This window comes from Streptosporangium longisporum (assembly GCF_039534895.1).
Taxonomy (GTDB): domain Bacteria; phylum Actinomycetota; class Actinomycetes; order Streptosporangiales; family Streptosporangiaceae; genus Streptosporangium; species Streptosporangium longisporum.
Genome location: NZ_BAAAWD010000019.1, coordinates 715779 through 740245 on the forward strand (window position 1 = coordinate 715779; position 24467 = coordinate 740245).

General features: G+C 73.1%; 24 protein-coding genes and 1 pseudogene. 6 read left to right on the forward strand and 19 right to left on the reverse strand.

Annotated elements, in window-relative coordinates; all coding sequences use genetic code 11:
- Positions 1-65 precede the first annotated feature (65 nt).
- Positions 66-2150 (forward strand): bis-aminopropyl spermidine synthase family protein, encoded by a 2085-nt coding sequence (locus ABD832_RS34890; protein ID WP_344904358.1) that lies wholly within the window; start codon positions 66-68, stop codon positions 2148-2150.
- Here ABD832_RS34890 and ABD832_RS34895 read toward each other — a convergent pair.
- The 16 genes from ABD832_RS34895 to ABD832_RS34970 form a co-directional block, all read right to left on the reverse strand.
- A complete protein-coding gene (locus tag ABD832_RS34895) occupies positions 2116-2739 on the reverse strand; it encodes a hypothetical protein (RefSeq protein WP_344904361.1) in 624 nt (207 codons plus the stop codon). The two genes, ABD832_RS34890 and ABD832_RS34895, sit on opposite strands and share 35 nt — an antisense overlap.
- Positions 2740-2777: 38 nt before the next feature.
- Positions 2778-3617, reverse strand: coding sequence for a hypothetical protein (locus tag ABD832_RS34900; protein WP_344904364.1), 840 nt, complete (start codon positions 3615-3617; stop codon positions 2778-2780).
- Positions 3614-4333, reverse strand: coding sequence for a VIT1/CCC1 transporter family protein (locus ABD832_RS34905; RefSeq protein WP_344904367.1), 720 nt, complete (start codon positions 4331-4333; stop codon positions 3614-3616). Before ABD832_RS34905 ends, ABD832_RS34900 begins: the two co-directional genes overlap by 4 nt.
- 97 nt (positions 4334-4430) lie before the next feature.
- On the reverse strand, positions 4431-5843 hold the full coding sequence (gene lgt, locus ABD832_RS34910) for a prolipoprotein diacylglyceryl transferase (protein WP_344904371.1): 1413 nt from the start codon (positions 5841-5843) through the stop codon (positions 4431-4433).
- A 26-nt stretch (positions 5844-5869) separates the two neighbouring features.
- Positions 5870-6634: a DsbA family protein gene (locus ABD832_RS34915; RefSeq protein WP_344904374.1), complete on the reverse strand. Its 765-nt coding sequence runs from the start codon at positions 6632-6634 to the stop codon at positions 5870-5872.
- Positions 6634-7164, reverse strand: coding sequence for a MauE/DoxX family redox-associated membrane protein (locus ABD832_RS34920; RefSeq protein WP_344904377.1), 531 nt, complete (start codon positions 7162-7164; stop codon positions 6634-6636). Before ABD832_RS34920 ends, ABD832_RS34915 begins: the two co-directional genes overlap by 1 nt.
- Positions 7165-7433: 269 nt before the next feature.
- Complete coding sequence (gene trpA, locus ABD832_RS34925; protein ID WP_344904380.1) at positions 7434-8228, reverse strand: tryptophan synthase subunit alpha; 795 nt, start codon at positions 8226-8228, stop codon at positions 7434-7436.
- Between the two features lie 59 nt (positions 8229-8287).
- Entirely contained in the window at positions 8288-9478 is a 1191-nt protein-coding gene (trpB, locus tag ABD832_RS34930) for a tryptophan synthase subunit beta (RefSeq protein WP_344904494.1), read from the reverse strand.
- 57 nt (positions 9479-9535) lie between these two features.
- On the reverse strand, positions 9536-10345 hold the full coding sequence (gene trpC / locus ABD832_RS34935) for an indole-3-glycerol phosphate synthase TrpC (RefSeq protein WP_344904383.1): 810 nt from the start codon (positions 10343-10345) through the stop codon (positions 9536-9538).
- A 169-nt stretch (positions 10346-10514) separates the two neighbouring features.
- Positions 10515-10955, reverse strand: a complete 441-nt coding sequence (locus ABD832_RS34940) for a DUF2752 domain-containing protein (RefSeq protein WP_344904386.1) — start codon at positions 10953-10955, stop codon at positions 10515-10517.
- A 174-nt stretch (positions 10956-11129) separates the two neighbouring features.
- Positions 11130-11657: a DUF4190 domain-containing protein gene (locus ABD832_RS34945; protein WP_344904390.1), complete on the reverse strand. Its 528-nt coding sequence runs from the start codon at positions 11655-11657 to the stop codon at positions 11130-11132.
- Positions 11658-11845: 188 nt separating this feature from the next.
- Positions 11846-12451: a TIGR02234 family membrane protein gene (locus tag ABD832_RS34950; protein WP_344904393.1), complete on the reverse strand. Its 606-nt coding sequence runs from the start codon at positions 12449-12451 to the stop codon at positions 11846-11848.
- A complete protein-coding gene (hisI, locus tag ABD832_RS34955) occupies positions 12448-12795 on the reverse strand; it encodes a phosphoribosyl-AMP cyclohydrolase (protein ID WP_344904396.1) in 348 nt (115 codons plus the stop codon). Before hisI ends, ABD832_RS34950 begins: the two co-directional genes overlap by 4 nt.
- Positions 12796-12992: 197 nt before the next feature.
- On the reverse strand, positions 12993-13949 hold the full coding sequence (gene ppk2 / locus ABD832_RS34960; RefSeq protein WP_344904399.1) for a polyphosphate kinase 2: 957 nt from the start codon (positions 13947-13949) through the stop codon (positions 12993-12995).
- A 251-nt stretch (positions 13950-14200) separates the two neighbouring features.
- Positions 14201-15973: an ABC transporter ATP-binding protein gene (locus tag ABD832_RS34965; protein ID WP_344904403.1), complete on the reverse strand. Its 1773-nt coding sequence runs from the start codon at positions 15971-15973 to the stop codon at positions 14201-14203.
- A 52-nt stretch (positions 15974-16025) separates the two neighbouring features.
- Entirely contained in the window at positions 16026-17813 is a 1788-nt protein-coding gene (locus tag ABD832_RS34970) for an ABC transporter ATP-binding protein (RefSeq protein ID WP_344904497.1), read from the reverse strand.
- Between the two features lie 256 nt (positions 17814-18069).
- Here ABD832_RS34970 and ABD832_RS34975 point away from each other — a divergent pair, with 256 nt between their 5' ends.
- The 4 genes from ABD832_RS34975 (at position 18070) to ABD832_RS34990 (ending at position 20567) form a co-directional block, all read left to right on the forward strand.
- Entirely contained in the window at positions 18070-18702 is a 633-nt protein-coding gene (locus tag ABD832_RS34975; RefSeq protein ID WP_344904406.1) for a TIGR03085 family metal-binding protein, read from the forward strand.
- Positions 18703-18765: 63 nt separating this feature from the next.
- Positions 18766-19041, forward strand: a complete 276-nt coding sequence (locus tag ABD832_RS34980; protein WP_344904409.1) for a hypothetical protein — start codon at positions 18766-18768, stop codon at positions 19039-19041.
- Between the two features lie 339 nt (positions 19042-19380).
- Positions 19381-19542, forward strand: a complete 162-nt coding sequence (locus ABD832_RS34985) for a hypothetical protein (protein WP_344904412.1) — start codon at positions 19381-19383, stop codon at positions 19540-19542.
- 635 nt (positions 19543-20177) lie between these two features.
- Positions 20178-20567 carry a putative Ig domain-containing protein gene (locus ABD832_RS34990; protein WP_344904501.1) on the forward strand — a complete coding sequence of 130 codons (390 nt, stop codon included), beginning with the start codon at positions 20178-20180 and terminating at the stop codon, positions 20565-20567.
- Between the two features lie 182 nt (positions 20568-20749).
- Here ABD832_RS34990 and ABD832_RS34995 read toward each other — a convergent pair whose 3' ends face one another.
- On the reverse strand, positions 20750-21352 hold the full coding sequence (locus ABD832_RS34995; protein WP_344904415.1) for an LGFP repeat-containing protein: 603 nt from the start codon (positions 21350-21352) through the stop codon (positions 20750-20752).
- Positions 21353-21683: 331 nt separating this feature from the next.
- Here ABD832_RS34995 and ABD832_RS35000 point away from each other — a divergent pair, with 331 nt between their 5' ends.
- Complete coding sequence (locus ABD832_RS35000) at positions 21684-22937, forward strand: FG-GAP repeat domain-containing protein (protein ID WP_344904418.1); 1254 nt, start codon at positions 21684-21686, stop codon at positions 22935-22937.
- Positions 22938-23346: 409 nt separating this feature from the next.
- Here the strand turns inward: ABD832_RS35000 and hisF are convergent.
- Positions 23347-24118: pseudogene (gene hisF / locus ABD832_RS35005) on the reverse strand (imidazole glycerol phosphate synthase subunit HisF).
- A gap of 22 nt (positions 24119-24140) precedes the next feature.
- The coding region (locus tag ABD832_RS35010; protein ID WP_344904421.1) for a HisA/HisF-related TIM barrel protein at positions 24141-24467 on the reverse strand (327 nt) is incomplete at its 5' end.

Consider the following 24467-nt stretch of genomic DNA (forward strand, 5'->3'; position numbering starts at 1 on the left):
TCGCCCGTTTCATTGAACGCGCTCCGGCGGCACGACATTCCAGGTCGGGGCTCTAAGGTGGCCTGATGGAACCGAGCGTCCCCGTGCCGTCGGGCGACCCCGCCGATCTGACAACCACCACCACCGCGGGCCCCTCGGGCGTGTCGGGGAACGCCCCGGACTCCGCCTCGGGTCCCGCACCCGATCGGGCCTCCGCGTCCGGTTCAGGCCAGACCCGCCGCCCTTCCGATCCCGATCGAGCCTCCGCCTCACCCGATCCCGCTCCGGCGCTCGCCGCCCTCGCGGCCTCCGCCTCCGCCGGACCTCCCTGCGCCTCCGGGCCCGGCGAGGGGGCCATGGCGCTCGTCGCGCGGGCGGGCATCGACGGCAGGCGGCTGCGGAACGCGCTGGTGGCGCTCTCGGACGGTCGCTGGTGGACGCTCGCCGACCTGGTCAGGGAGACCGCGACGCCCCGGAGGACCGTCGAGGAGCTGCTGCGCGAGGTGGACGAGCGGCTGGAGAGGTCCGGGACCCGCTTCCGGCTCCCCCCCGCGCCGTCCGGGACCCCGGGGACGGCGGGAACGCCGAGAGCGCAGGGAGCGCAGGGGCCGGGGCCCGGCGCCGTCTCCCCGGCGGACCCGGTGGCCCATCTCCTGCCCGGCCACGCCGACCTGGTCACGCTGATGGACGAGCTGATCGCCAAGGCGCCCCGGGGCCGCCACGCGCTGGATCACGTCGCCGCCACCGGGGAGACCGTGGTCCGGCGGGCCCTGCTGCTGGACGCCCGGTTCTGGCTGGACGGCGCCCGGCTGCTCTGCGTGGGCGACCACGACCTGACCTCGCTGGCCACCGCCCTGCTGCACCCGGGCGTCGAGGTGACCGTGGCCGACATCGACGAGCGCATCCTCGCCTACATCTCCGACCAGGCCGACCGGCTGGGCCTGGCCGTGCGGACCCGCTGGGCCGACCTGCGGCTGGGCCTGCCCGCCTCGGCGCACGCCTGGGCCGACCTGGCGATCACCGACCCGCCCTACACCCCCGAGGGGGTCGCGCTGTTCGTCGCCCGCGGCGCCGAGGGGCTGCGCGACCGCGACCGCGGCCGGATCCTGCTGGCGTACGGGGCCAGTGAGCGCACCCCCGCGCTCGCACTGAAGGTGCAGCAGGCCCTGTCCGGGCTCAACCTCGTCAACGAGGCGATCTACCCCGACTTCAACCGCTACCTCGGCGCCGAGGCGATCGGCTCGGCCGCCGACCTGTACGTTCTGCGCCCCACCACGAAGACCTGGCCCGCCGTGGCGGCCCGCGTCGAGGCCGCCGCCACCGCGATCTACACCCGGGGCCCGCAGTCGGTGGAGTCGGCCGGCTCCCCCGGCGCGTCCTCCCCCGACACGGCGTCGGTGTCCGCGTCCTCCCCCGCCACGGCTGCCGGCGAACGGGGCCCCGGCGCGGACGACGGTTTCGTGCCGGAGGTACTGGTGGGCGACTGGCCGCGGGACGTGCTGCCCAGGCTCCCCCGGGCGCGCCTGACGACCTGGCTGGCCAAGCCGTACGCCAGCGACCCGGCCCGGGTGGCGATCTCCGTCCCGGCCGGGCTGGAGGCCGCGCTGCCCCGGCTGCTGCTGGCCACCCGGGCCCGGGAGGTGCGCGTCATCCTGGCCTCGGCCGCCCGCGAGCTCCCCGCCGACCTGCTCTCCCCCGTCTACCGGCTCACCGCCGAGGGCACCGGCGTCCGCGCCGTACGGGTGACGCAGCCCGTCCCGGGAGCCGGAAAACCCGGGGGTGCCGCGACCGCGCCGGACACCGGGCAAGCCCAGGACACCGAGCCGGCCGCGCACACCGAGCCGACCACGGACACCGAACGGGCCGGGGACACCCCGCCGACCGGAGACACCGCGCGGGCCGGGGACCCTCCGCGGACCGGGGACGCCGAGCGGATCCTGCGCCGGATCCTGGACAACGCGCACGGCAAGCTCGCCAACACCTGGCGCGAGGCCCTGATCGGCGCCCGGGGCGACCTGACGAAGAAGCAGGCCAGGGCGGTCGTCGCCGCCGTCGCCCCCTGGGCGGCCGACGTCACCGTGCTGGAGCTGCCCGCCCACCGGCTGCTGGAGCTCCCGGCCGCGGTGCGGGACTCCCTCAGCGCACCAGCCGTCGCTGGATCACCAGGCTGAGGCCGTCCAGCGCCACCTGCGGGTAGGTGAGGTCGGGCCGCTTCCCCGGGGCGACCGGGGCCACGGGGGCCACCCAGCTCACCGTGACGAAGTGGCCCAGCGCACGGACCTGGGCCCAGCCGTGCGCGCCGTCCAGGCCACCGGGCGCGCCGGGGGCCGGGCGGACGAAGCCGTCGCGCCCGAGTGCCGCCACCAGGGCGTCCGCGGCGGCCGAGTCGGCGAGATTGAAGATCACGAACTGGCCCCAGACCGTGCCGTCCTGGGTCTCGTACCGGGCCCGCAGCACCTGGGTGCAGCCGCCGAGCACGTCTCGCGCGCCTCCCCAGGCGGCCTCGGCGCAGTCGGCGAGGTCCTCGGTGCCCTTGAGGGCGAGCCGGGTGGTGCCCGCCGACACCGTCGGCCGGTCGAACAGCTCGGCGACGGTCAGCGGCCGGGGGTCGAGGGCGCGGGTGGCGATGGGCGCGTAGTGGGCGGTGCCGGTCTCGGCGCGCAGGACGGCCGCGCGCGGTGCGGGCTCGTCCCTCAGCCACAGGAAGACCCCGGCCCCCGCGACCACGGCCAGGACGACGACGGTGATCCACGTGCGCATGACGACAGAGCCTACTGTGACGCGCGGTGCACCGGTGACTACCTGGAGGGAGCCGGGACCGGGGCCACCGCGACGATCCGGCGGAAGATCGCCTTCTCGGTGCCGCGGACCGTCAGGGCCAGGGAGACGAAGTCGTCCCTGGGGGTCGGCTCGGCGCCGTCGACCCGGCCGAACCAGACCAGTCCGGCGTAGTGGCCCATGGCGTGACCGCTGGACTCGGTGTGGCCACCGGAGGGGAAGGCGGCCCTGGCCGACTCCAGCGGCCGTACCCAGCCGCCCCGGTGCAGGGTGGTCAGGCCGTTCACCAGCGCGTCGGCCGAGGCGGCGTCGCGGAGGTTGAACAGCGTGTACTGGGCGACGTAGCGGCCGTCGGCGCTGGCGTACAGGCCCCTGGCCACCTGGGTGCAGCCACCCCGGGCGAGCAGGTCGACGACCCCCTGCCCCCAGACCGCGCCCGCGCAGCCGCTCTCCAGCCGGGTGCCCGCCAGCCGCAGCGTGGTCCTGCCCTCCTTGAGGGTCCGGGCCGGGAAGAGCTCCTTGAGCGTCAGCGGCCGGGGGTCGGCCTTGCTCTGCGCGATGGGCCCGAACACCGCCGAGGAGGGCCAGCCCCGGTAGGCGTCGGGCCGTGCCTCGGTGCCGATGACCGAGGCGGTGGCCCGCTCGGGCTCGAAGTCGTTGCCGATCGCGGAGATCCCCATGGTGAGGGCGACCGCGGCGATCAGCACGCCCGCCACCGAGCCGAGGATCAGCAGCAGCCGCTGCTGGGTGCGGGTCAGGCCCCACTCCTCCAGCCGGGGGATGCTCCACGACTCCGCGGGGCCTGAGGAGCGGCGGCGCTTGCGGGCGGGGGCCGGAGGGGGGGTCGCGGGGGTGCTCACAGTCCGGTTCCTCCCAGCAGGGTGCCCAGGGCGAAGGTCAGGGCCGCGGCGACCACACCCACCACGAGCTGGCGCAGCCCGCTGTACCACCAGCTGCGCGCGGTGACCCGGGAGACGAGCGCGCCCGCGCCGAACAGCGCCAGGCAGGAGATCACCGCCGAGGTCACCAGGCTGGTGACGCCCAGCAGGTACGGCAGGAGCGGCAGGAGCGCGCCCACGGCGAACGACAGGAACGAGGAGACGGCCGCGATCCTGGGCGAGGGCAGGTCCCGGGAGGTCACCCCCAGCTCGGCCTCGGAGTGCACCTCCAGCGCCGTCTCCGGGTCCATCGAGATCTGCCGGGCCACCTCGGCGGCCACGGCCGGGTCGACGCCCCGGTCCCGGTAGAGCTTGGCCAGCTCCTCCTGCTCGGCCTCGGGGTGGCGTTCGAGCTCGCGCCGCTCGATGGCGATCTCGGCCAGGGCCAGCTCGCGCTGGCTGGCCACCGACACGTACTCGCCTCCGGCCATGGAGAACGCGCCCGCCGCCAGGCCCGCGACGCCCGCCAGCACGATGACCCGGGTGCCGGCACCACCGCCGGCGACCCCGGCGATCAGGGCGAAGTTCGAGACCAGGCCGTCCATCGCGCCGAACACCGAGGGACGCAGCCAGCCGCCGTTGACGTCACGGTGCTGGTGGTGCATCTCGGCGCCCTGCCGGGGGGCCTCCTCGTTCATCCCGCCCTCCGGCGTGCGGGGCGCCCGTGCCGTGCCCGGCACGGGAAGGTCCCCGCGCCGGGCGATCCGGTGACCCGGACCATGGCTGGACGGAACGTCAACGTCGTTCTTTCCCGCCCTCGGGAACGGTCTCGGCCGCGCCCTGCTCGCCGCGGTCGCCCCCGGCCACGGCCGGTACGGCGTCACCGCGCGCCACCCCGGAACCGGCGGCACCGTCGGCCACCGTGGAATCCGCGACCGTGACGGGCCCGCCGGTCCTCGCGGAACCGTCGGTCTCGGCGGCCTCCGCCTGGTCGGCCGGGTGGGCCGGATCCGCGGACGCCGGATCGGCGGAGGTGACCGGGACATCTCCGGCGAGCATGCCCGGTGACGGCACGGACGCGCTCGAAGCGGACGCGGGCGTCCCCTCCCGGGCCGCTCCCGCGGCCTTCTCGGCGGGCTCGGCCTGGTCGGAGGGGTGCGCCGGGTCGACGAGGCCCTCCTCACCGGGAGCGGCCAGGGCCGTGCCCGTGGCGCTCGTGGCGGTGCCGGTGGTGGTGCCTCCCGGGGGCGTCCCCGTGGGGGTGTCGTCCCCGGCGCCCTCCCGGACGCCGCCGGCGGTGAGGTCCTCGGGGTTCCCGTGGTCCTCGTGGTCCCCGGGGTCCTCGCCCGGCGCCACGGCTCCCTCCGGGGTGCCCCCGCCGGTCCCCGCGGGGAGCACCGGCTCGTCGTCGGTCCTGTTCCTGGCGTACCAGAAGTAGATCATCGCCCCGATGAACACGATGATCGAGGTCCACTGGTTGAGGCGCAGGCCGAGGATGTTGTGGGCGGTGTCGACCCGCAGCCCCTCGATCCAGAAGCGGCCCACGGTGTAGCCGGCGACGTAGAGCGCGAACAGGCGCCCGTGGCGGAGCGCGAACCTGCTGCCCACCCAGATGAGGATGAGCCCCAGGCCCAGGTCCCAGATCGACTCGTACAGGAACGCCGGGTGGTAGGTGTCCTCGCCCGGCACCGTGCCCGGCCGGTCGGGGTCGATCTCCAGGCCCCACGGCAGGTCGGTGGGGCTGCCGAACAGCTCCTGGTTGAAGTAGTTGCCCCAGCGGCCGATGCCCTGGGCGATCACGATGCCGGGGGCGATGGTGTCGGCCACCGCGGTGAGCGAGAGGCCCGCCCTCCGGCAGGCGATCCAGACGCCCACGCCGCCCAGCGCGACGGCGCCCCAGATGCCCAGGCCGCCGTTCCAGATGAACAGCGCCTCGTACGGCTCGTTCGGCGCGTCCGCCCCGAAGTAGAGCTGCCAGTCGGTGAGGACGTGGTAGATACGCCCGCCGACCAGGCCGAACGGCACGGCCCAGACGGCGAGGTCCACGATCGTTCCCGGCTGGCCGCCGCGGGCCCGCCAGCGGCGTTCGCCGATGACGACCGCGACGACGACGCCGAGCACGATGCACAGTGCGTAGGCCCGGATGGGGACCACGCCGAAAAGGTGCCAGACCCCCTGGGAGGGGCTGGGAATCGAGGCGAGGGGCATGTCAGGTGACGTTACCGTGTCGCGCGCTACTTGGCGGCATCCAGAACGGCCTGGCGTAGCTCGGCGGGTTTGAAGGCGACCTCGATGTCCACCTCGCTGCCGTTGAGCTTCAGCGTCGGCGTGCCGCTGAGCTTCTGCCCCTCCATGACCTTGGTGCTGTAGGCCGCGTGCGCCGCGGCCTTCTCCTGGCTGGTCACGCAGGCGTCGAACCCGGCGTCGGTCACGCCGGCCTCCTTGCCCCAGGCGATCAGGTCCGGGATCGCGAAGCCCTCCGCGGTCTCCGAGGGCTGCTCCTCGAACAGCTTGTCGTGGAACGCGCTCCAGGGGGCTCCCCCGGGGACGCAGCGGGCCGCGGCGGCGGCGCGCACCGAGTTCGCCCGGGTGACGCCCTTGTTGGTCTGCTGCGGGAAGATCGTGATCGGGTGGAAGACGACCTTGGCCTTGCCCTCGGCCGCCAGGTTCTTGATCGTGGGTCCGCTGGTCTCCTCCAGTGCCTTGCAGGCCGGGCACTGGAAGTCCTCGTAGACGTCCAGGACCGGCTTCTCCACGCCCGGCCTGGCCATGACCACCGAGCCGTCGGCGGCCACGGTGACCGGCGCGAGCGCGGCGGCGACCTGCTCGGACCTGCTGCTCTGGGCGGCGAACCACCAGCCGCCGCCGACCGCGGCCAGCGCGATGACCGCCACCGTCCCGGCCGTCACCGCCCGCTTGCGCCGCTCCTTGTTCCTCTGCTCCTCGCGCTGTGACTTGATGCGATCACGCGCCGACTGCTCCCGCGCGGCCTTGCCCATCAGTCCGTCTCCTTTTCGTGGGGCTCCTCGTCGTCGCCCTCGAAGTCGTCGTACGGTTCCTGGCCGGGGGTCAGCCCCAGCACGGAGTCCAGCGCGAAGCGACCCGGTGGGAACCAGGCGACGAACACGCCGAGCGCGAAGAGACCGAAGTCACGCAGGATGTCGATCAGGTAGTCGGGTTCCACACCGGCCGCCAGCCGGCCGCCGCCGCCGAAGCAGCCGCAGTCGATGCGCAGCCCGCGCGCCCACGCCGAGGCGATGCCGATGACGAACGCCAGCATCAGCAGTGCCGAGACGACGGCCGCCGTCCGGGTGAGCAGCCCGACAACCAGCAACACCCCCACGACGATCTCCAGGATCGGCAGGCCGTAGCCGACCACCGTGGCGAGCGATTCAGGGAGCAGCTCGTATGCCTCGACCGCCTGGACCGAGAGCGCCGGGGTGCCGATCTTGCCCCAACCCGCGACGATCAGCACGCCCGCCAGCACCAGCCGCGAGACGGTCGTCACCCAGCGTAGCGCTGAAATCACGATACGCGACCTATTGGGCGCGGGCTGTTTGCGGTCACGACCACCATTCTCCTTTTCCGGGGACCGGGCACGAACGGCTCCGGCGAACGCACGGTACCGAGGAAAACCTCATCACGGACCGGATAAGCGTTGAATAAGCCTGCCCGACGGACACGGAGCGTGACAAGGGCCCGGTCCGCACGCGCGGACGCCGCACCGGCGGGCCCTCGGGCGAGGGGCCGGTGCCGTACGCGCGGGACCGGGCCTCGCGCCCGTGACCTTCGGATCCGTCAGCCGCGGACGCCGGCCGCCAGCTCGGCGCCCAGCTCGCGGACCGCCGCCAGGCCCGAGGCCTCGTCGGGGGCGTCCAGCACGCGGCGGATGAACGCCGAGCCCACGATGACGCCGTCGGCGTAGGCCGCGACCTCGGCGGCCTGGCGGCCGGTGCCGACGCCCAGGCCGACGCAGACCGGGAGCGAGGTGTGCGGGCGGGTGCGCTCGACCAGGCCCTGGGCGGCCTCACCGACCGAGTCGCGGGCTCCGGTGACGCCCATCAGCGAGGCCGCGTAGACGAAGCCGGTGCAGCTGTCGGCGACGGCCTGGATGCGCGCCTCGGTGGAGCTGGGCGCGACCAGGAAGACGGTGTCGATCCCGGCCGCGGCGCTGGCCTCGCGCCAGGGCCCGGCCTCCTCGGGGGTCAGGTCGGGCGTGATGGTGCCCACCCCCCCCGCGTTCGCCAGGTCGCGGGCGAAGCGCTCGGCGCCGTAGCGGTCGATCGGGTTCCAGTACGTCATGACCAGGGTGGCGGCGCCCGTCCTGGCGACGCCCTCGACCGTGCGCAGCACGTCGGCGATGCGGGTGCCGTTGGTCAGCGCCCGGTGGACCGCGTCCTGGATCGTCGGGCCGTCCATGAGCGGGTCGGAGTAGGGCAGGCCGATCTCGATCACGTCGCAGCCCGCCTCCACCATCGCGGTGGCGACGGAGACGCCGCCCTCCTTGCTGGGGAACCCCGCCGGGAGGTACCCGATGAGGGCGGCGCGGTCGTCCGCCTTGGCCTTGGCGAACACCGTCTGGAGAGTCGTCATCGTTGCTTCCGTTGCGGGTCGTCCTCCCCGGCCGTGGCGGAGGGGAAGAGGGTCGGTCGTCAGAGGTTGAAGTACTTCATGGCGGTGCCCATGTCCTTGTCGCCCCGGCCCGACAGGTTGACCAGGATGGTGGCGTCCGGGCCCATCTCGCGGCCGAGCTTGAGCGCGCCGGCGAGTGCGTGCGCGGACTCGATCGCCGGGATGATGCCCTCGGTACGGGCCAGCAGCGAGAAGGCGTCCATCGCCTCGGCGTCGGTGATGCCGTGGTAGGTGGCGCGGCCGGTGTCCTTGAGCCAGGCGTGCTCGGGGCCGACGCCGGGGTAGTCGAGCCCGGCCGAGATCGAGTGCGACTCGACCGTCTGGCCCTCGTCGTCCTGGAGGACGTACGTGCGCGAGCCGTGCAGCACGCCGACGGAGCCCTCGGTGAGGGTCAGGGCGTGCTCGCCGCTCTCCAGGCCGCGCCCGCCCGCCTCGTAGCCGTGCAGCTGGACGTCGCGGTCGCCGATGAAGGCGTGGAAGATGCCGATGGCGTTGGAGCCGCCGCCGACCGCGGCGGCGACCGCGTCCGGCAGGGCGCCGGTGAGCTCCAGCATCTGGCGGCGGGCCTCGACGCCGATGATGCGGGCGAAGTCGCGGACGATCTCGGGGAACGGGTGCGGCCCGGCGATCGTGCCGAACAGGTAGTGGGTGCGGTCGACGTTGGCCACCCAGTCGCGGAACGCCTCGTTGATGGCGTCCTTGAGGGTCTGGCTGCCGTTGGTGACCGGCACGACGGTGGCGCCGAGCAGCTTCATCCGGGCGACGTTGAGCGCCTGGCGCTCGCAGTCCACGGCGCCCATGTAGATCACGCACTCCAGGCCCATCAGGGCCGCGGCGGTCGCGGTGGCGACGCCGTGCTGCCCGGCACCGGTCTCGGCGATCACCCGCGTCTTGCCCAGCCGCTTGGTCAGCAGGGCCTGGCCGAGCACGTTGTTGATCTTGTGGGCGCCGGTGTGGGTCAGGTCCTCGCGCTTGAGGATGATCCGCGCGCCGCCCGCCTGCTCGGCGAAGCGGGGCACCTCGGTCAGCGTGGTGGGACGCCCGGCGTAGGTGCGCAGCAGGTGGTCGAACTCCCGCAGGAAGGCCACGTCGTTCTTGGCCCTGTCGTACTCCGCGGCGACCTCGTCCAGGGCGGGGATCAGCGCCTCGGGCACGTAGCGCCCGCCGAAGATGCCGAACTTGCCGTGCACGTCGGGGTCGTCGCCGTGCACGCCGTTGCCCGCGAGGTCCGCGGTGGTGAGGACGGTTCCGTCGTGAGTCGTCACTGCTTACTGCCCCTCGGGTCGGGATGCGGGATGGGCACCGGCGGTGACCAGGTCGACCACGGCGGCCCGCGGGTCCTTGCCGGTCACCAGGCTCTCGCCGACCAGGACGGCGTCGGCGCCGGCCCTGGCGTAGGCGAGCAGGTCGTGGGGGCCGCGCACGCCCGACTCGGCGATCTTGATGATGCCCTCGGGGATCTTGGGGGCGAGCTTGGCGAACACCTCGCGGTCCACCTCGAGCGTCTTGAGGTCACGCGCGTTGACACCGATGAGCCGGGCACCGGCGGCCAGCGCCCGCTCCAGCTCCTCCTCGGTGTGCACCTCGACCAGCGGGGCCAGCCCGATCGACTCGGCCCGCTCGATGAGCGAGACCAGCGCGTTCTGGTCCAGGGCCGCGACGATCAGCAGCGCCAGGTCGGCACCGTAGGCGCGGGCCTCCCACAGCTGGTAGGAGGTGACGATGAAGTCCTTGCGCAGCACCGGGATGTCGACGACGGCGCGTACCGCCGCCAGGTCGTCGAGGCTGCCGCCGAAGCGGCGCCGCTCGGTGAGCACGCTGATGACGTGCGCGCCGCCCGACTCGTAGTCACCGGCCAGCGCGGCGGGGTCGGCGATCGCCGCCAGGGCCCCCTTGGACGGGCTGGAGCGCTTGACCTCGGCGATGACCGCCACCTGGTCGCCGCCCAGCGCCGCGTACGCGTCGCGCGGGGCGGGCGCCTTCGCGGCCCGCTCCTTGAGCTCGGCCAGCGACACCCGCTCCTGCCGCTCGGCCAGGTCGGCGCGGACTCCCTCGAGGATCTCTTCGAGCACGTTCACTTGCCCTCCCCGCGAAGCTCGGAGGCCAGGCTCGCGAACGCCGTCGTGTCCGTGGTTCGCTCGCTCCGCTCGCTCACGAGTAAGGCCCCTCCCGATCGACTGCCCTTGTCCCGCCGATGGTATCGGCCCGGCCGCACTCACCCGGCCACGGGGTGAGACCTATAGGTGACTATGGGGCTAGGAATTCCCCAAAAGGAAGATTTCGTGCTATCCAAAATGCGAAGGTCACGGCGAGCAATGACCACGCGTACACGGGTCGCACGGACATTCCGGGATTCCGCCCGCCGGTCGGGCCCGGGGCGCCACCGTGCCAGGCGCGCAACGTCCAGCGTCCCCAGAGGGCGGCCAGCACCGGAATCATGATCACGAGCAGCGGGTTGAACCCCAGGGCCGTCAGCGGATCGCCGTGCGCGAGGGCGTGCACCGCCCGCAACCCGCCGCAGCCGGGACAGTACAGCCCGGTCAGCACGAGGAACGGGCAGGGCGGATAGTGACCGGGCTCGCCGGGGTCGACCGCGGCCACGAAGGCCACCGCGGCACCCGCCAGCGCCGCGACCCCCAGCGCCGCGGCCACGGCCGCGCGCGATCCCGCCGTCCGGCTCGTCGGCACGCCCCTCAGCACCTCCCACCGGTGATCGGCTCCCGGCCGGCCAGCCTACCCGCGCGGGGTCCCCGCGCCCGTGAACCGGGGCGCCCGTGAAAGCGCCCGCGACCCCCGGCCGCGTCCCCGATCCGCGCCGGGGCCCGCGCCGTGGACCCGATGGGATCCCGATGGGGTCCCGCCTCAGGCGCCGCTCACCAGGGCGGCGCCGCCGAGCGTGCCGACCAGCACCAGCCACAGCAGGGCCAGGCCCAGCCAGCACACGACCCCGAAGTAGGACAGCGCCAGCCCGGCGACGGCCATGCCCCGCCCCTCCTCGCCGGTCCGCTTGATCTGCCCCATCGAGATGTGGCCGAGCACGACGCCCACGATCGAGGGGAGGCCGCAGGAGAACAGCCCGACGATGCCCATGACCAGCGCGGCGATGGCCATGCCGTTGTTGCCCCGCTGCGGCGGCGGGCCGTAGCCGCCGTGGTTCCCGTAGGGGTCGTAACCGCCCGGCCCGTACTCCCCGCCGGGCCCGTAACCGCCCGATCCGTAGCCGCCCGGCCCGTACCCGCCCGCGGAGTCGTATCCCCCGGCCGGACCGTATCCGCCCGGAGAACCGTAACCGCCCGTGGAGCCGTAACCGGAGGAACCCTTGTCCGGGGAGCCATAGCCGCCGTTCTCCGGAGGCTGCCCATAACCACCGGACTGATTGCCATAACTCATAACGACTCCCGATTATCCGAGTTGCGGGCGAAATACTAGCCAAAATACGTTCGGTACGGCGGAGTACGGCCGACAGGACGAGCGGCCGGTGAGCATGTCATGGCCTTCGGGTACCGGAACGGGCCCGCGGATCGGGACCGCCCGCTCAGCTCTCCCGGGGGTCCGGGCCGGCCGTCGGGTCCGTCCCCTCAGCTTCCCCGGGGGTCCGGGCCGGCCGTCGGGTCCGTCCCCTCGTCCAGGGCGTCCCAGAGCGCCCGCTCGCTCGGGACGCCGCGCGCCGAGGAGGCCGGGGCGGGACGGCCGGTGGCGGGGCCCGTTCCCGGACGGTCGTAGCGGCCGGACATGCCCGGCCAGCGGCCACCTCTCAGGAGCGCCACCAGCCCCGCGACCAGCAGGAGCGCTCCCCCGGCCGCGGCGACGATCGGCCAGGCCGGGACCGCGGCGACCTGCGGGGCCGTGCCCGCGGCCGTCGGCGCCCGCTCGGCGGCGAGGCGCAACGCGGCGTCCGTACCGCTCCCCCACCAGGAGGCGGCGATCACCCCGGCGCCGCAGAGCGCCAGCACCGCGCCGACGAGGGCGCGCCAGAGGCCGGCCGTCGCGAGCACGGCGACCGCGGCGGCGAGCGCCGCCCAGGCCGCGGGCCCCAGCGCGGGGACCAGCTCGGCGGCGGAGAGGGCGACCTGGCGGGTGCCGTACGTCACGGTGAACCAGTCGCGTCCGGCGGCGAGCAGCACCGGCACGGCGCCCGCCACGCAGGCCGCCGGCCAGATCCACCGCCCGCAACCGGCCGTCATCCCCGGGTCACCGGCAGCTCTCCGGCATCGAAGCAGGTCCGGTCGCCGGTGTGGCAGGCGGCGCCCACCTGGTCGACCTTGAGCAGAAGGGTGTCCCCGTCGCAGTCGAGCGCGGCGGACCTCACGTGCTGGACGTGACCGGAGGTGTCGCCCTTCACCCAGTAGGAGCCGCGGCTGCGCGACCAGTAGGTGGCCCTGCCGGTGGTGAGCGTGCGGTGCAGCGCCTCGTCGTCCATCCAGGCGAGCATCAGCACCTCGCCGGTGTCGTACTGCTGGACCACGGCGGGGACGAGCCCGTCTGCGGTGCGCTTCAGCCGGGCGGCGATGACGGGGTCAAGGGGCATGCCGCAATTGTGCCGCACCGCCAGGGCTGCCCGGCGCCCGGCACGGCCCGTCCCGGCACGGCCCGTCCCGGCCCGTCCGCCCCCCGGACGGTCACCCGGCGCCTTCGTCCCGGACCGAGGCCCAGCCCATCCGTCCAGGAACCGCACGTCCCGCCCCGGGTGGGGGCCCGGTACGGGCGAGCAGCAGGCGCGGACGCTCAGTTCGAGCGGTCGTCGTCGAGCACGTCGGCGGCGTGGACCACGATCTTCGGGTCGGGGCTGCCGACGACCTTGTGGTCCTTGTTGTCGTACTCGAACAGGCTCAGGACGTGCCGCATGGCCTCGATCCTGGCGCGCTTCTTGTCATTGCTCTTGATCACCGTCCACGGAGCCTCCTCCGTGTCGGTGTTGACGAACATGTCCTCCTTGGCCTCGGTGTAGTCGTTCCACTTGTCGAGCGACTTCAGGTCCATCGGCGAGAGCTTCCACTGCCGCACCGGGTCGACCTGCCGGATCACGAACCGGGTGCGCTGCTCCGAGCGCGACACCGAGAACCAGAATTTCACCAGGTGGACGCCGTCGCGGACGAGCATCCGCTCCAAGGCCGGAGCCTGTTCCAGGAACTCCAGGTACTCCTCGGGGGTGCAGAACCCCATCACCCGCTCGACGCCGGCGCGGTTGTACCAGGAGCGGTCGAAGAAGACCATCTCCCCGGCGGCCGGCAGGTGGGCGATGTAGCGCTGGAAGTACCACTGGGTGCTCTCGCGCTCGTTGGGCTTCTCCAGCGCCACCACGTTGGCCCCGCGGGGGTTGAGGTGCTCCATGAAGCGCTTGATCGTGCCGCCCTTGCCGGCCGCGTCCCGCCCCTCGAAGAGGACGACCAGCCGGCCGCCGTTGTCCTTGATCCAGTACTGCAGCTTGAGCAGCTCGATCTGGAGCAGCCGCTTGAGCCGGTCGTACTCGGCCCGGTCCATCCGCTCGGAGTAGGGATACCTCTCCCGCCAGGTGTCGACCGGAGACCCGTCCACCCGTACCAGGACGGGATCGTCGTCATCGTCGTCGTCGACCCGCAGGTCCGCGAGCTCGTCGAGCAGGTCACTGCGTTCCATGACCTCTCGGACGTCCGGGACGGGCGGTTGCCCGCCCATGGGCTCTTCGCCCATTACCTCTGTCATCGGTCCCTTCCCCGGGACGGAACGTGGGATCCGTCCGTCCCTGCCTCTACCTCACCGTGACCAGGCTAATCCTCGACGCGGGGACGGTCTTGACCGGCCGTGACCCCGCCACCGGTCCCGGTCGTGCCTCCGTCACCGGGACCGGCCGTGACCCCATCAGCGGTCCCGGCCGTGACCCCGCCACCGGGACCGGTCGTGCCCCCGCGGCCGGTCCCGGGGCCGGGACCGGCCGCGGGGCGTCCAGGGGACGTCTAGGAACGGGCCGAGGAGGCCCAGGAGGCGTACAGGTCGGCGTAGACGCCGGGCTGCCGCAGCAGCTCGGCGTGCGGGCCGCGCTGCACGATCCGGCCGCGGTCGAAGACGAACACCTCGTCCGCGGCCTCGGCGGTGGAGAGCCGGTGGGCGATGGAGACGGCGGTACGCCCGCGGGTGGCGCCCTCCAGGGCGCGGGCCAGCCGCACCTCCGTGGCCGGGTCCACCGCCGAGGTGGCCTCGTCCAGCAGGAGCAGGTCCGGGTCGGCCAGGTAGGCGCGGGCCAGCGCGACGAGCTGGCGCTCGCCCGCCGACAGCGACTCGCCGCGCTGGCCGACCCTGGTCTCCAGGTCGGCGGGCAGCCCCTCCAGCCAGTCGGTGAGCCCCAGCTCGGTGAGGGCCAGCCGGATCTCCGTCTCGGTCGCCGAGGGCCGGCCGAAGGCGATGTTCTCCGCGAGGGTCCCGTCGAACAGGAACCCGTCCTGGGGCACCATGACGATCCTGCGGCGCAGCGAGGAGAACCGCACGTCGCGCAGGTCGTGGCCGTCGACCGTGATCCGCCCCGACACCGGGTCCATCAGGCGGGTGAGCAGCTTGGCGAAGGTCGTCTTGCCCGAGCCGGTCTCCCCCACCACGGCGATCCGCGAGCGCGGCGTGATGTCGGCCGAGACCCCGTGCAGCACCGGGACCCCGCCCGGGTAGGAGAAGCCGACGTCCTCGAAGGAGACCGAGATGGGGCCGCGCGGCAGGTCGACGCCGTCGTCTCCCGGGTCGGCGACGTCGGCCGGGGTGTCGAGCACGCCGAGGATGCGCCGCCACCCGGCGACGGCGTTCTGCGCCTCGTTGAGCACCTCCGTCGCCATCTGCATCGGCGAGACGAACAGCGTGATCAGGAACAGGAAGGCCACCAGGCGCCCCTCGCTGATGTCGCCCGCCAGCCCGATCCTGACCCCGACCAGCACCAGCGCGGCCAGCGCGACGGCCGCGACGATCTCGGTCAGCGGGAACACGGTCGCCACGATCCGCTGGGTGCGGGCCTGGGCCGCCTTGTTGGCCTCGATCGCGGCGTCCAGCCGCTCGGCCGTACGGGCCTCCGAGCCGTGCGCTCTGATCACCGCGGCACCGACCACGGCCTCGCTGACGGCCGACAGCATGTCGCCGGTGCGCTCGCGCACCCGGGTGTAGGCGCCAGACAGCCACCGCTGGAAGCGCGGCAGGACGACCATGAGCGGCAGGAAGCAGGCCCACACCACCAGGGCGAGCTGCCAGGAGTAGACGAACATCAGCACGGTGGCGACCAGCAGCTGCCCCAGGGCGATGATGATCATCAGCCCGCCCCACTGCATGAACGTGCTGATCTGGTCGACGTCGCCGGTCACCCGGGAGACGAGCGCGCCGCGCCGCTCGGAGTTCTGGGTGAGCACCGACAGGTCGTGCACGTGCCGGAAGCCGCGCACCCGCAGCGTGGCCAGCGAGGACTCGGTGACCCGATACAGGCGCACGTTCATCAGGTACGCGCACAGCGCGGTGAGCACCACGGCGGCGGCGCAGATCAGCACGGTGGTGCGGACGTAGGCCAGGTCGGGGGTGGGCCCGGCCAGCCCGGTGTCGATGGTCTGCTGGACGGCGATCGGCACGATGATCTTGCCGACCGTGGCGACCACGGCCAGCGCGAGCGTCCCGGCCAGTCCCCGGCGGAACTCCGGCGTGAGCGACAGCCCGTGCCGGACGGTGGCCAGGCCGGAGCGCTCGATCCCCTGGAACGCGCTCATCGGAGCCCCCCGTCCCGCGGGCCGTGGGCGGCCGGGTCCCGGTCGTACTCCCTCACGCGCTGACCTCTTCCTCGTGTTCCGCGGCGAGCGCCTCGCGCTCGGCGCCCTGACGTTCGTAGGCGGTGACCAGGTTGCGGTAGCCCTCGCAGCGCGCGAGCAGCTCCTCGTGCGAGCCCCGGTCGGTGACCCGGCCGTGGTCGAGGTAGACGACCTCGTCGGCCAGGGCGATGGTGGCCATCCGGTAGGCGATCACGACGACCGTGGAGACCTGGGCCGCGTCCCGCAGCCCGTACAGGATCCGCGCCTCCACCTGGGGGTCGACGCTGGAGGTGGCGTCGTCCAGGATCAGCAGCCTGGGACGGCGCACCAGCGCGCGGGCCAGGGCGATCCGCTGGCGCTGGCCACCGGACAGGGTGGTGCCGCGCTCGCCGACCATGGTGTCCAGTGCCGAGGGCAGCGCGCTGACGAACCCGTCGGCCTGGGCCAGCCGCAGGGCCGCCCAGATCTCCTCGTCGGCGACCGGCAGGCCCAGGGCGACGTTGCCGCGCACGGTGTCGTCGAACAGGAACGTCTGCTGGGGCACCAGGGCGACCGCGCCGCTGACGCCTCCCCTGGCGACCTCGCGCAGGTCGGTGCCGTCCACCAGGACGGCACCCGAGGCCGGGTCGACCAGGCGGACGAAGGTCTGCGCGAGCGTGGACTTGCCCGAGCCGGTGGGGCCCACCAGGGCCACGGTCCGGCCGGGCTCGACCTCCAGGCTCACCTCGTGCAGGACGGGGAAGTCACCGTCCCCGTAGGCGTAGGCCAGCTCGCGCACCTCCAGCCGGGCCGGGTCGGTGCCGGGCAGGTCGGCCGTGCCGTGCTCCATGGATCCGCTGGCGTCCAGCACGGCCCGGATCCGCTCGTAGCCGACCACCGAGCGGGGCAGCTCGGCGAGCACCCAGCCCAGCGCCCGGATCGGGAAGGCCAGCAGGGTGAACAGGTAGGCGACCTGGACGAGCACCCCGGAGCCGATCGCGCCGCTCTCCAGCCGCATCGCGCCGATCATCAGCACGGCGAGCACGCCCAGGGTGGGCAGTGCCTCCAGCACCGGGTCGAACAGGCCGCGGACCCGGCCGACGGCGATGTTGGCGTCGCGCAGCTCGTGGGCCTTGGCCGTGAACCTGGCGGTCTCCTCGTCCTCGCGGCCCAGGGTCTTGACGACCAGGGCGCCGTCGAAGCTCTCGTGGGCGATCTCGCTGACCTCGGCGCGCAGCTGCTGGGCGCGGGTCGCCAGCGGGTTGAGCCTGCGCTGGTAGACCAGGTTGAGCACGGCGATCGCCGGGAAGACCAGGAAGCCCACCAGGGCCAGGACCGGATCGGTGATCACCAGCGCGACCGCGGCGGTGACGAGCATCACCACCACGCCGACCGCCATCGGCAGCGGGGCCAGCGGCGCCCAGGCGGCCTCGACGTCGGAGCTGGCGTTGGACAGCAGCTGCCCGGTCGGGTGCCGGTGGTGCCAGGCCAGCGGGAGCCGCAGGTACTGGCGGGTGACGTCGCGGCGGGAGCGGGCCTGCATCCGGTACTGCATGACCCCGGCGAAGTAGCGCCGGCCGGCCACCCCCAGCGCCTTGAGCAGGGACACGCCCAGGATGAGGAGCGTCCCGGCCACGAGGGTGCCGGTGGTGATGTCCCCCTGGCGGAAGGCGGGGAGCACGACGTGGTCGGTGGCCCAGCCGAGCGCCCACGCCGCGGCGACGGTCATCACGCCGTACAGGGCGCTGGACAGGACCGCCGCGGTGAAGATCGACCTCTCTGCGCGGACGGCCACCCCGAGGACACCGAGCCCCCGGCGCATGACTGCGGTGGTCACCTTGCTCGACACGCGGGGGATGTCCCTTCGGAGAAGATTGTTTCACGCTTGTTTCTACCTAAGTCCCTATCACGGATGATCATGCGGTTATTCCCGGACCCGTCCCGGAAGTTCCGGGGGACCGCGCCCCGGCACCCCGTGCGGCGGCGTTGGTAGAATGATCGATCGACCTCCTCCCTACTGCTGCAGGCGGGGGTTCGAGCCCCGGAGCCCGCGCTCCGGACCGCCACGGAGGTATCCGATGTCCCACGCCAGCTCCGAGCGCGCCGCGCTCGCCGACCTGTTCACCCGGCTCGGCCCGGACGCCCCCACCCTGTGCGAGGGGTGGACCACCTTCGACCTCGCCGCCCACCTCGTGCTCCGCGAACGCCGCCCCGACGCCGCCGGGGGCATCCTGCTCAAGCCGCTGGCCGGGCACACCGCCAGGGTGCAGGAGGCTCTCAAGTCCACCAAGGGCTACACCGGCCTCGTCGACCTGGTGCGCTCCGGACCGGGCGGGCTCTACCGGGTGCCCGGCCTGGACGGGGTGGTCAACACGACGGAGTACTTCGTCCACCACGAGGACGTACGGCGTGCCCAGCGGGTCTGGGAGCCGCGCGAGCTCCCCGGCGACCTCGAGGAACGGTTCTGGAAGCAGGTGCGCGCGGGCATCCGGGTGTTCCTGCGCCGCTCCCCCGTCCGCGTGATCCTGCACCGCATCGGCGGGGGCGTCGCCATCGGCGGCCCCAGGGACGCCACCCAGCAGGTCGAGGTGACCGGCCGGGCCGGGGAACTGCTGCTGTTCTGCTTCGGCCGCCAGTCGCACGCCAAGGTCGACGTCAGCGGCGACGACGAGGCCGTCGCCCGGCTGATGGACGCCCCCCTGGGCGTCTGAGACCGCCGCGAAAGCATCCCGGTATGCGCGTTAGGACCCCCGCCCCCCGGGAAATCGATGGCGATGAGCCTCACGAGCGATGACTACAGCGTCCACATCGACGGCCACACGGTGGAGGTGACCGGCAAGACCGGTCCCGTCCACGCCCGCTGGGCCCTCCTGGTCGACGGCCGGGAGATCGACAGCGCCAAGGCGGCCGGGGACTTCACCCTCAAGGGCACCATGCCGGACGGTTCCGCCGTCCGCGCCGAGGTGCACCAGAGCCTGATGGGCCCCACGGAGGTCGTGGTCCACCACCGCGACCAGGAGGTCACGCGGTTCCACGGCTTCGTCGCGTGACCCCTGCCCCCGCGACGGACCGTCCGGGCGGCGGGCTCCGGCCCGCCGCCCCCACCCGGAGCCGCGCGGGCCACCGGAGCCCCCGCGAGCGTCCCGGATCGGCCACGATCCCCCGGAGGCCTAGCCCTACCGGTATACCTGGCAGTGAACATTGGACAGGATCGCCTCGCGACCGCACCATGGCGGGTGTGACCTATGCCAGACTCACGACCGGACCACGGCTCGTCCCCGTGGGCCGGGTATGATCATCAAAATCCGGGAGCCACCCGGGCCGCAGATGCCAAAGATCGATAAAATTCGGGTATATACGGCTGGGATTGGAACTGCCAGGAGGCCCCCATGCAGGTCAAGAAGGTCCTCACCTACCTCGCGGTAGCGTTCGTGGTCTTCTATCTGTTCACCAAACCCGCCGAAGCGGCGAGTGCGGTCAACGGAGTCTTCGATGGAATCGTGACCGGAGCGGATCGATTGGCTCTGTTCGTCACCCGAGTGCTCAACTGACCGTCGGGCGAGGCCCGGCCCCGCCCTGAACCATCGTCACCGCGCTCCCGGCCGATCCATGGGGGAGCGCGAACCTCTCCCGGACCCCCGGACCGCCACACGATCGCCCAGCCCTTCCCGGAAACGACGCGCGGCCATCGCGACGACGGCAATCCGGCCGGTGACCCCGGTATCAGGCCACACCCCCCTCCGCCGCCCGAAGCCGCGCGGCCCCGCCGTACAGAGCGGTACGGACACACCTCGCTCGACGTGACATCGTCACCCGTACGGCGAACGCCCTGACCCGATCATGGCTGACCGCGGAGGACATCGAGGCACTCCCTTGATGATCTTTCCGGCATCGTGAGGGCAAGGTCCGTTTCTCGTACGGGGGATCGTCCATGCGGGGCAGTCAGGTTTTCTTCCGAGCCGGAATGATCATCGCCGGAGTCCTGGCGTACAGCGTCCCGGCCGCCGCGACGACCGCGCCTGCGGCCACCGGCCACCCCCCGCTCCCCGCCCGGCCCGCCGCCCTCCAGCTCCCCCTCAAGGCCCCCCTTGACATCCCCCGCCCCGTCCCCGCCCCAGATCCAGCCCCGCCCCTCCCCTTCCCCGGCTCCCCGGCCACCCCGGTCCCCCCGACCACCGTGGCCCCGATGCCCCCAGTGCCCCCGACGACGTCGCGCCCCAGATCCCTCCCCCGATCCCTCCCCAGGTCGCTCCCCCGGCCCGTCCCCCGCCCCCCGGCGGCCCACCCCGTCCTCGGCCGTTTCGGCGCCCCCGCCGGACGACCCCTGAGGGGCAGGATCACCGTGGCCGCCCCGGCAGGCGAGACGCCCGGCTTCAGAGTCCCCGACCCCACCCTGCTGCCCGCCGGGATCACGATCGACGCCGACGGCCTGCTCGGCGGCGCCTCCCGGGTGCCCGGCACCTGGACGGTCCCGGTCGAGGCGTGCACCCTGGCCGGAGGCTGCACCACCGGCACGGTCACGATCACCGTCACCCCCCGGTGCGCGGCCCCGCCCCCGCAGGCCCCCGGCGCCTGACCCCGTCCCCACCGACATCCCGCCCGTCAGCGGCCCGTGCGGGCCACGGGATCGAGCCCGCCCCCGCCGACCGGCTCGACCCCGCCGCCGAACACCCCTGCTGACCGGCTCGACCCCGCCCCCGAGCGCCCCCGGCGCCGTGACCCTCACCTGCTCCCCCGCGGCTCGCCGGACGCGACGGCTCAGTGCGCGACACGGACGGAGGTGGGGATGCTCCAGGGGCCGCAGTCGGAGCTGAACGTGCCGCGGTCGCACCCCTGGACGACGAAGGCGAACCTGTTGACCTCGTGCCCGTTGGTGGTGCTGCACACGTCGCCGTCGCAGTACGGCGTCATGACGTACTGGCCGCTCCACGGGGTCAGCCGGCCGACCTTGACCTGGGTGGCCCGGCCGCCGTCCTTGCTCCAGCGGACGTTGAAGAAGTCCCAGTCGCGCCCCACGCCGCTCCATTTGAAGACGACTTTGTTCCCCTTCTGGTACGCGCGCACCAGGGTGCCGTTGCCCAGGTTCGGAGACCAGACGATCTTGCCGTTGCGGAAGGTCTGCCAGGAACCGCGCTTGTCGGGGTAGCCGAACTCCTTGCTGGTGGGGCAGCCGTAGACGCTGCCCTGGCCGCCGTTGGAGCGCCACAGACCACCGATCAGGCTGCCCTCGGGTGCCACCAGTGACGCGTCGCACGCGCTGTGAGCGGTCGAGGCCTGCGCGCCGGTCGGCACGGCGAGGACGGTGGCGCTCGCCGCGACGGCGACGGCGAGACCGAGAAGTGAACGAGAGGCGCGTCCCATGGAAGTGGTCCTTTCGGGTGGGATTCGCTGTTGCCCCTCATATGTACGATGAGCCGCTTTCACCCCGGCATCCACGCCTTGAGAATGACTTGCAAGCCGCATATCCGACCTTACAAAGCCCTAATATCCCGACATATCCATAAATACATAGGAGGTCAAAATAAAGACGAGAAACCTGACACTCCCGGCCCTCGCCCTGCTGCTCTGCGGATGCACCCTCGTCACCGAGCGGGACGCGTCCCCGGTGCCGTACGTGACCCCGTCGGCGCTGTTGCCCGAACCGCCGTCACCACCACCGTCGTCGTCCCCCCGGCCGGATCAGGAGAGGCAGGTGGCACTGCCGCCCCCCGAGGGAAAGGGCAGCCGCGACCCCGGCGACGTCAACGGCGACGGCTTCGCCGACCTGGTCCTCCTCGTGCCCCACGACCGCTGGTCACCCGATCTCGTGATCGTGTACGGCTCGCGGCACGGGCTGAATCCCGTGACCCGGACGACGGTGGCCTCCACGCACGTGGAATTCACCCTGGGGACGAGCACCGCCGATCTGAACGGCGACGGCTTCGCCGACATCCTCGCCCACGGCCGTCCGGCGAAGACGCTCAAGAAGCCGGAGGCGCCGTACATCCTGTGGGGCGGCCCGAAGGGGGTGGATCCCACGGTCAGACCGACCCCCCTCGGAAGCCTTTCGGCCTCTATCGCCCTCATGGAGGCGGGGACCGCGGGGGACTTCGACGGCGACGGCAACGCCGACCTGGCGATCCCGGCACGGGAAACGGACAATCCGGCCCCCTTCTTCTCGACCCACCTGGCGCTGCTCTACGGACCGTTCGCCTGGGTCGGCACCGCCCGGCGTCACGACATCCGGCGCTCACCCGACGGAGAGGCGCCCGGCCCCATGATCGCGGGAAGGATCGGCCGTCACCGCGCCACCGACCTGGTCGAGCACATCTCGGGCATCGAGGGCCAGAACGCGCCGTGGCTCCTCAAGGGCGGCCCCACCGGCCTCTCCCGCACCCCTTCCACACTGAACGAGGGCGGCACCGTGGCCGTGGGCGACTTCGACGGGGACGGCAGGGACGACGTCGTGGTCGCCGACGACGGCGGACGCCACGGCGAACCGGGGCACGAGACCGAGCCACCCGAGGTGGACGGCGTGATGACCGTCTCCTTCGGCGGGGCGCGACGTGCGCCACAGGTGTTCAGGAACATCAGGTTCGCACGGGACCTGGTGGCGGGAGACTACGACGGCGACGGGGACGACGACCTCGCGGTCGACCTCGGCCAGGACGGCGGCCCCGGCCGCGTCGAGCTGTTCCACGGCGGAGGCTCCGGGCTGCGTCGCAGCGGGAAGACGACCCAGCGGCTCGGGCCGGCCACAAGCCCGACCGGCCGGAAGGAGTCCGGCTCGAACCGCCGGGCAGAACTGCAGGGGGCGGCCGACTACGACGGCGACGGCCGGGACGAGCTGGCGCTGACCTGGTCCGCCTACTACTCCGAGGAATCGGGGTGGGAGCGGGGAGTGTCGGTGTGGTGGATCACGGACGGCACCCGCGACGAGACCGTCTTCGGCACCGGCGGCTGGTGAGCGCGGCGCCGCACCGCGTCACAGGAGCTGTACCGTCGCCGAAAGGCCCGGCCCTGCGCTCGAAAGGCCCGACCCTGCGCTCCTTTCCGCAGGGGCGCTTCAGCTACGGCGGCTCCCCCGGGTCGTCCCGCAGGGAGGCTTCAGCGTCGGCGCGCACCCTGGGCGGCCGGAGACGGAGCGGCTACGGCCTGCACCCCCTACGGCCGGATCGCGGTGCGCGGAGGCGGGCCGGTGTTCCGGGCGGCGTATAAGAAAGCGTAACCGTCGCGCCCGACAGGCCGGAGGCCTGACCGCCGGAGCGCGCCACGACGGCCGCCCGGAGCACCGGCCCGCCGCAGCGCGAACCCCGCCCGCTCTCACCCCGGACGCCGCCCCACCCTGAGAATCACCACATCCAGGAAAACCGGGATCAGCGAACCGGATGCCCCGCCAGCCGCAGCGTCTCCTTGACGTCACCGATCTTCAACTGCCCGAAGTGGAACACCGAGGCGGCCAGCACCGCGTCCGCCCCCGCCTCCACCGCCGGTGGGAAGTGCTCCAGCTCCCCGGCGCCGCCGCTGGCGATGACCGGGACCGACACCGCGGTCCGGACGAGCCGGATCAGCTCCAGGTCGTAGCCGTCACGCGTGCCGTCGCCGTCCATGGAGTTGAGCAGGATCTCCCCCACGCCGAGCTCCTCGCCCCGCCGCGCCCACTCGACCGCGTCGAGGCCGGCGCCCCGGCGGCCGCCGTGCGTGGTCACCTCGAACCCCGAGGCCGTGGGCGGGCCGTCGACGACCCGGCGGGCGTCCACCGACAGGACGATGCACTGCGCCCCGTACCGCTGCGACGCCTCGGTCAGCAGCTCGGGCCTGGCGATGGCCGCGGTGTTCAGGACGACCTTGTCCGCACCCGCCCGCAGCAGCTTGTTCACATCGTCCACCGAACGTATCCCGCCGCCCACCGACAGCGGGATGAACACCTGCTCGGCGGTCCGGCTGACCACGTCGTACATGGTCGTCCGGTCGGAGCTGGAGGCCGTGATGTCCAGTGAACGTGAGCTCGTCGGCCCCCTCCGCGTCGTAGCGGCGGGCCAGCTCCACCGGGTCCCCGGCGTCCCTGATGTTCTCGAAGTTGACGCCCTTGACCACCCGCCCGGCGTCCACGTCCAGGCAGGGGATCACGCGCACCGCGACACTCATCACAGGCTCCTCGAAAGGCAGATCACGAACGTACCGCCGCGAGGGCGTCCTCAAGGGTGAAGGCCTGCGCGTACAGCGCCTTGCCGACGATGGCGCCCTCGACGCCGATCGGGACCAGCGAGGCCAGGGCACGCAGGTCGTCCAGGGACGAGACGCCGCCGCTGGCGACCACGGGCTTGTCCGTACGGGAGCAGACCTCGCGGAGCAGGTCCAGGTTGGGGCCGCGCAGCGTGCCGTCCTTGGTGACGTCGGTGACGACGTAGCGGGGGCAGCCGTCGCCCTCCAGCCGCTCCAGGACCTCCCACAGGTCACCGGCATCCTGGGTCCAGCCCCGGGCCGCCAGGGTGGT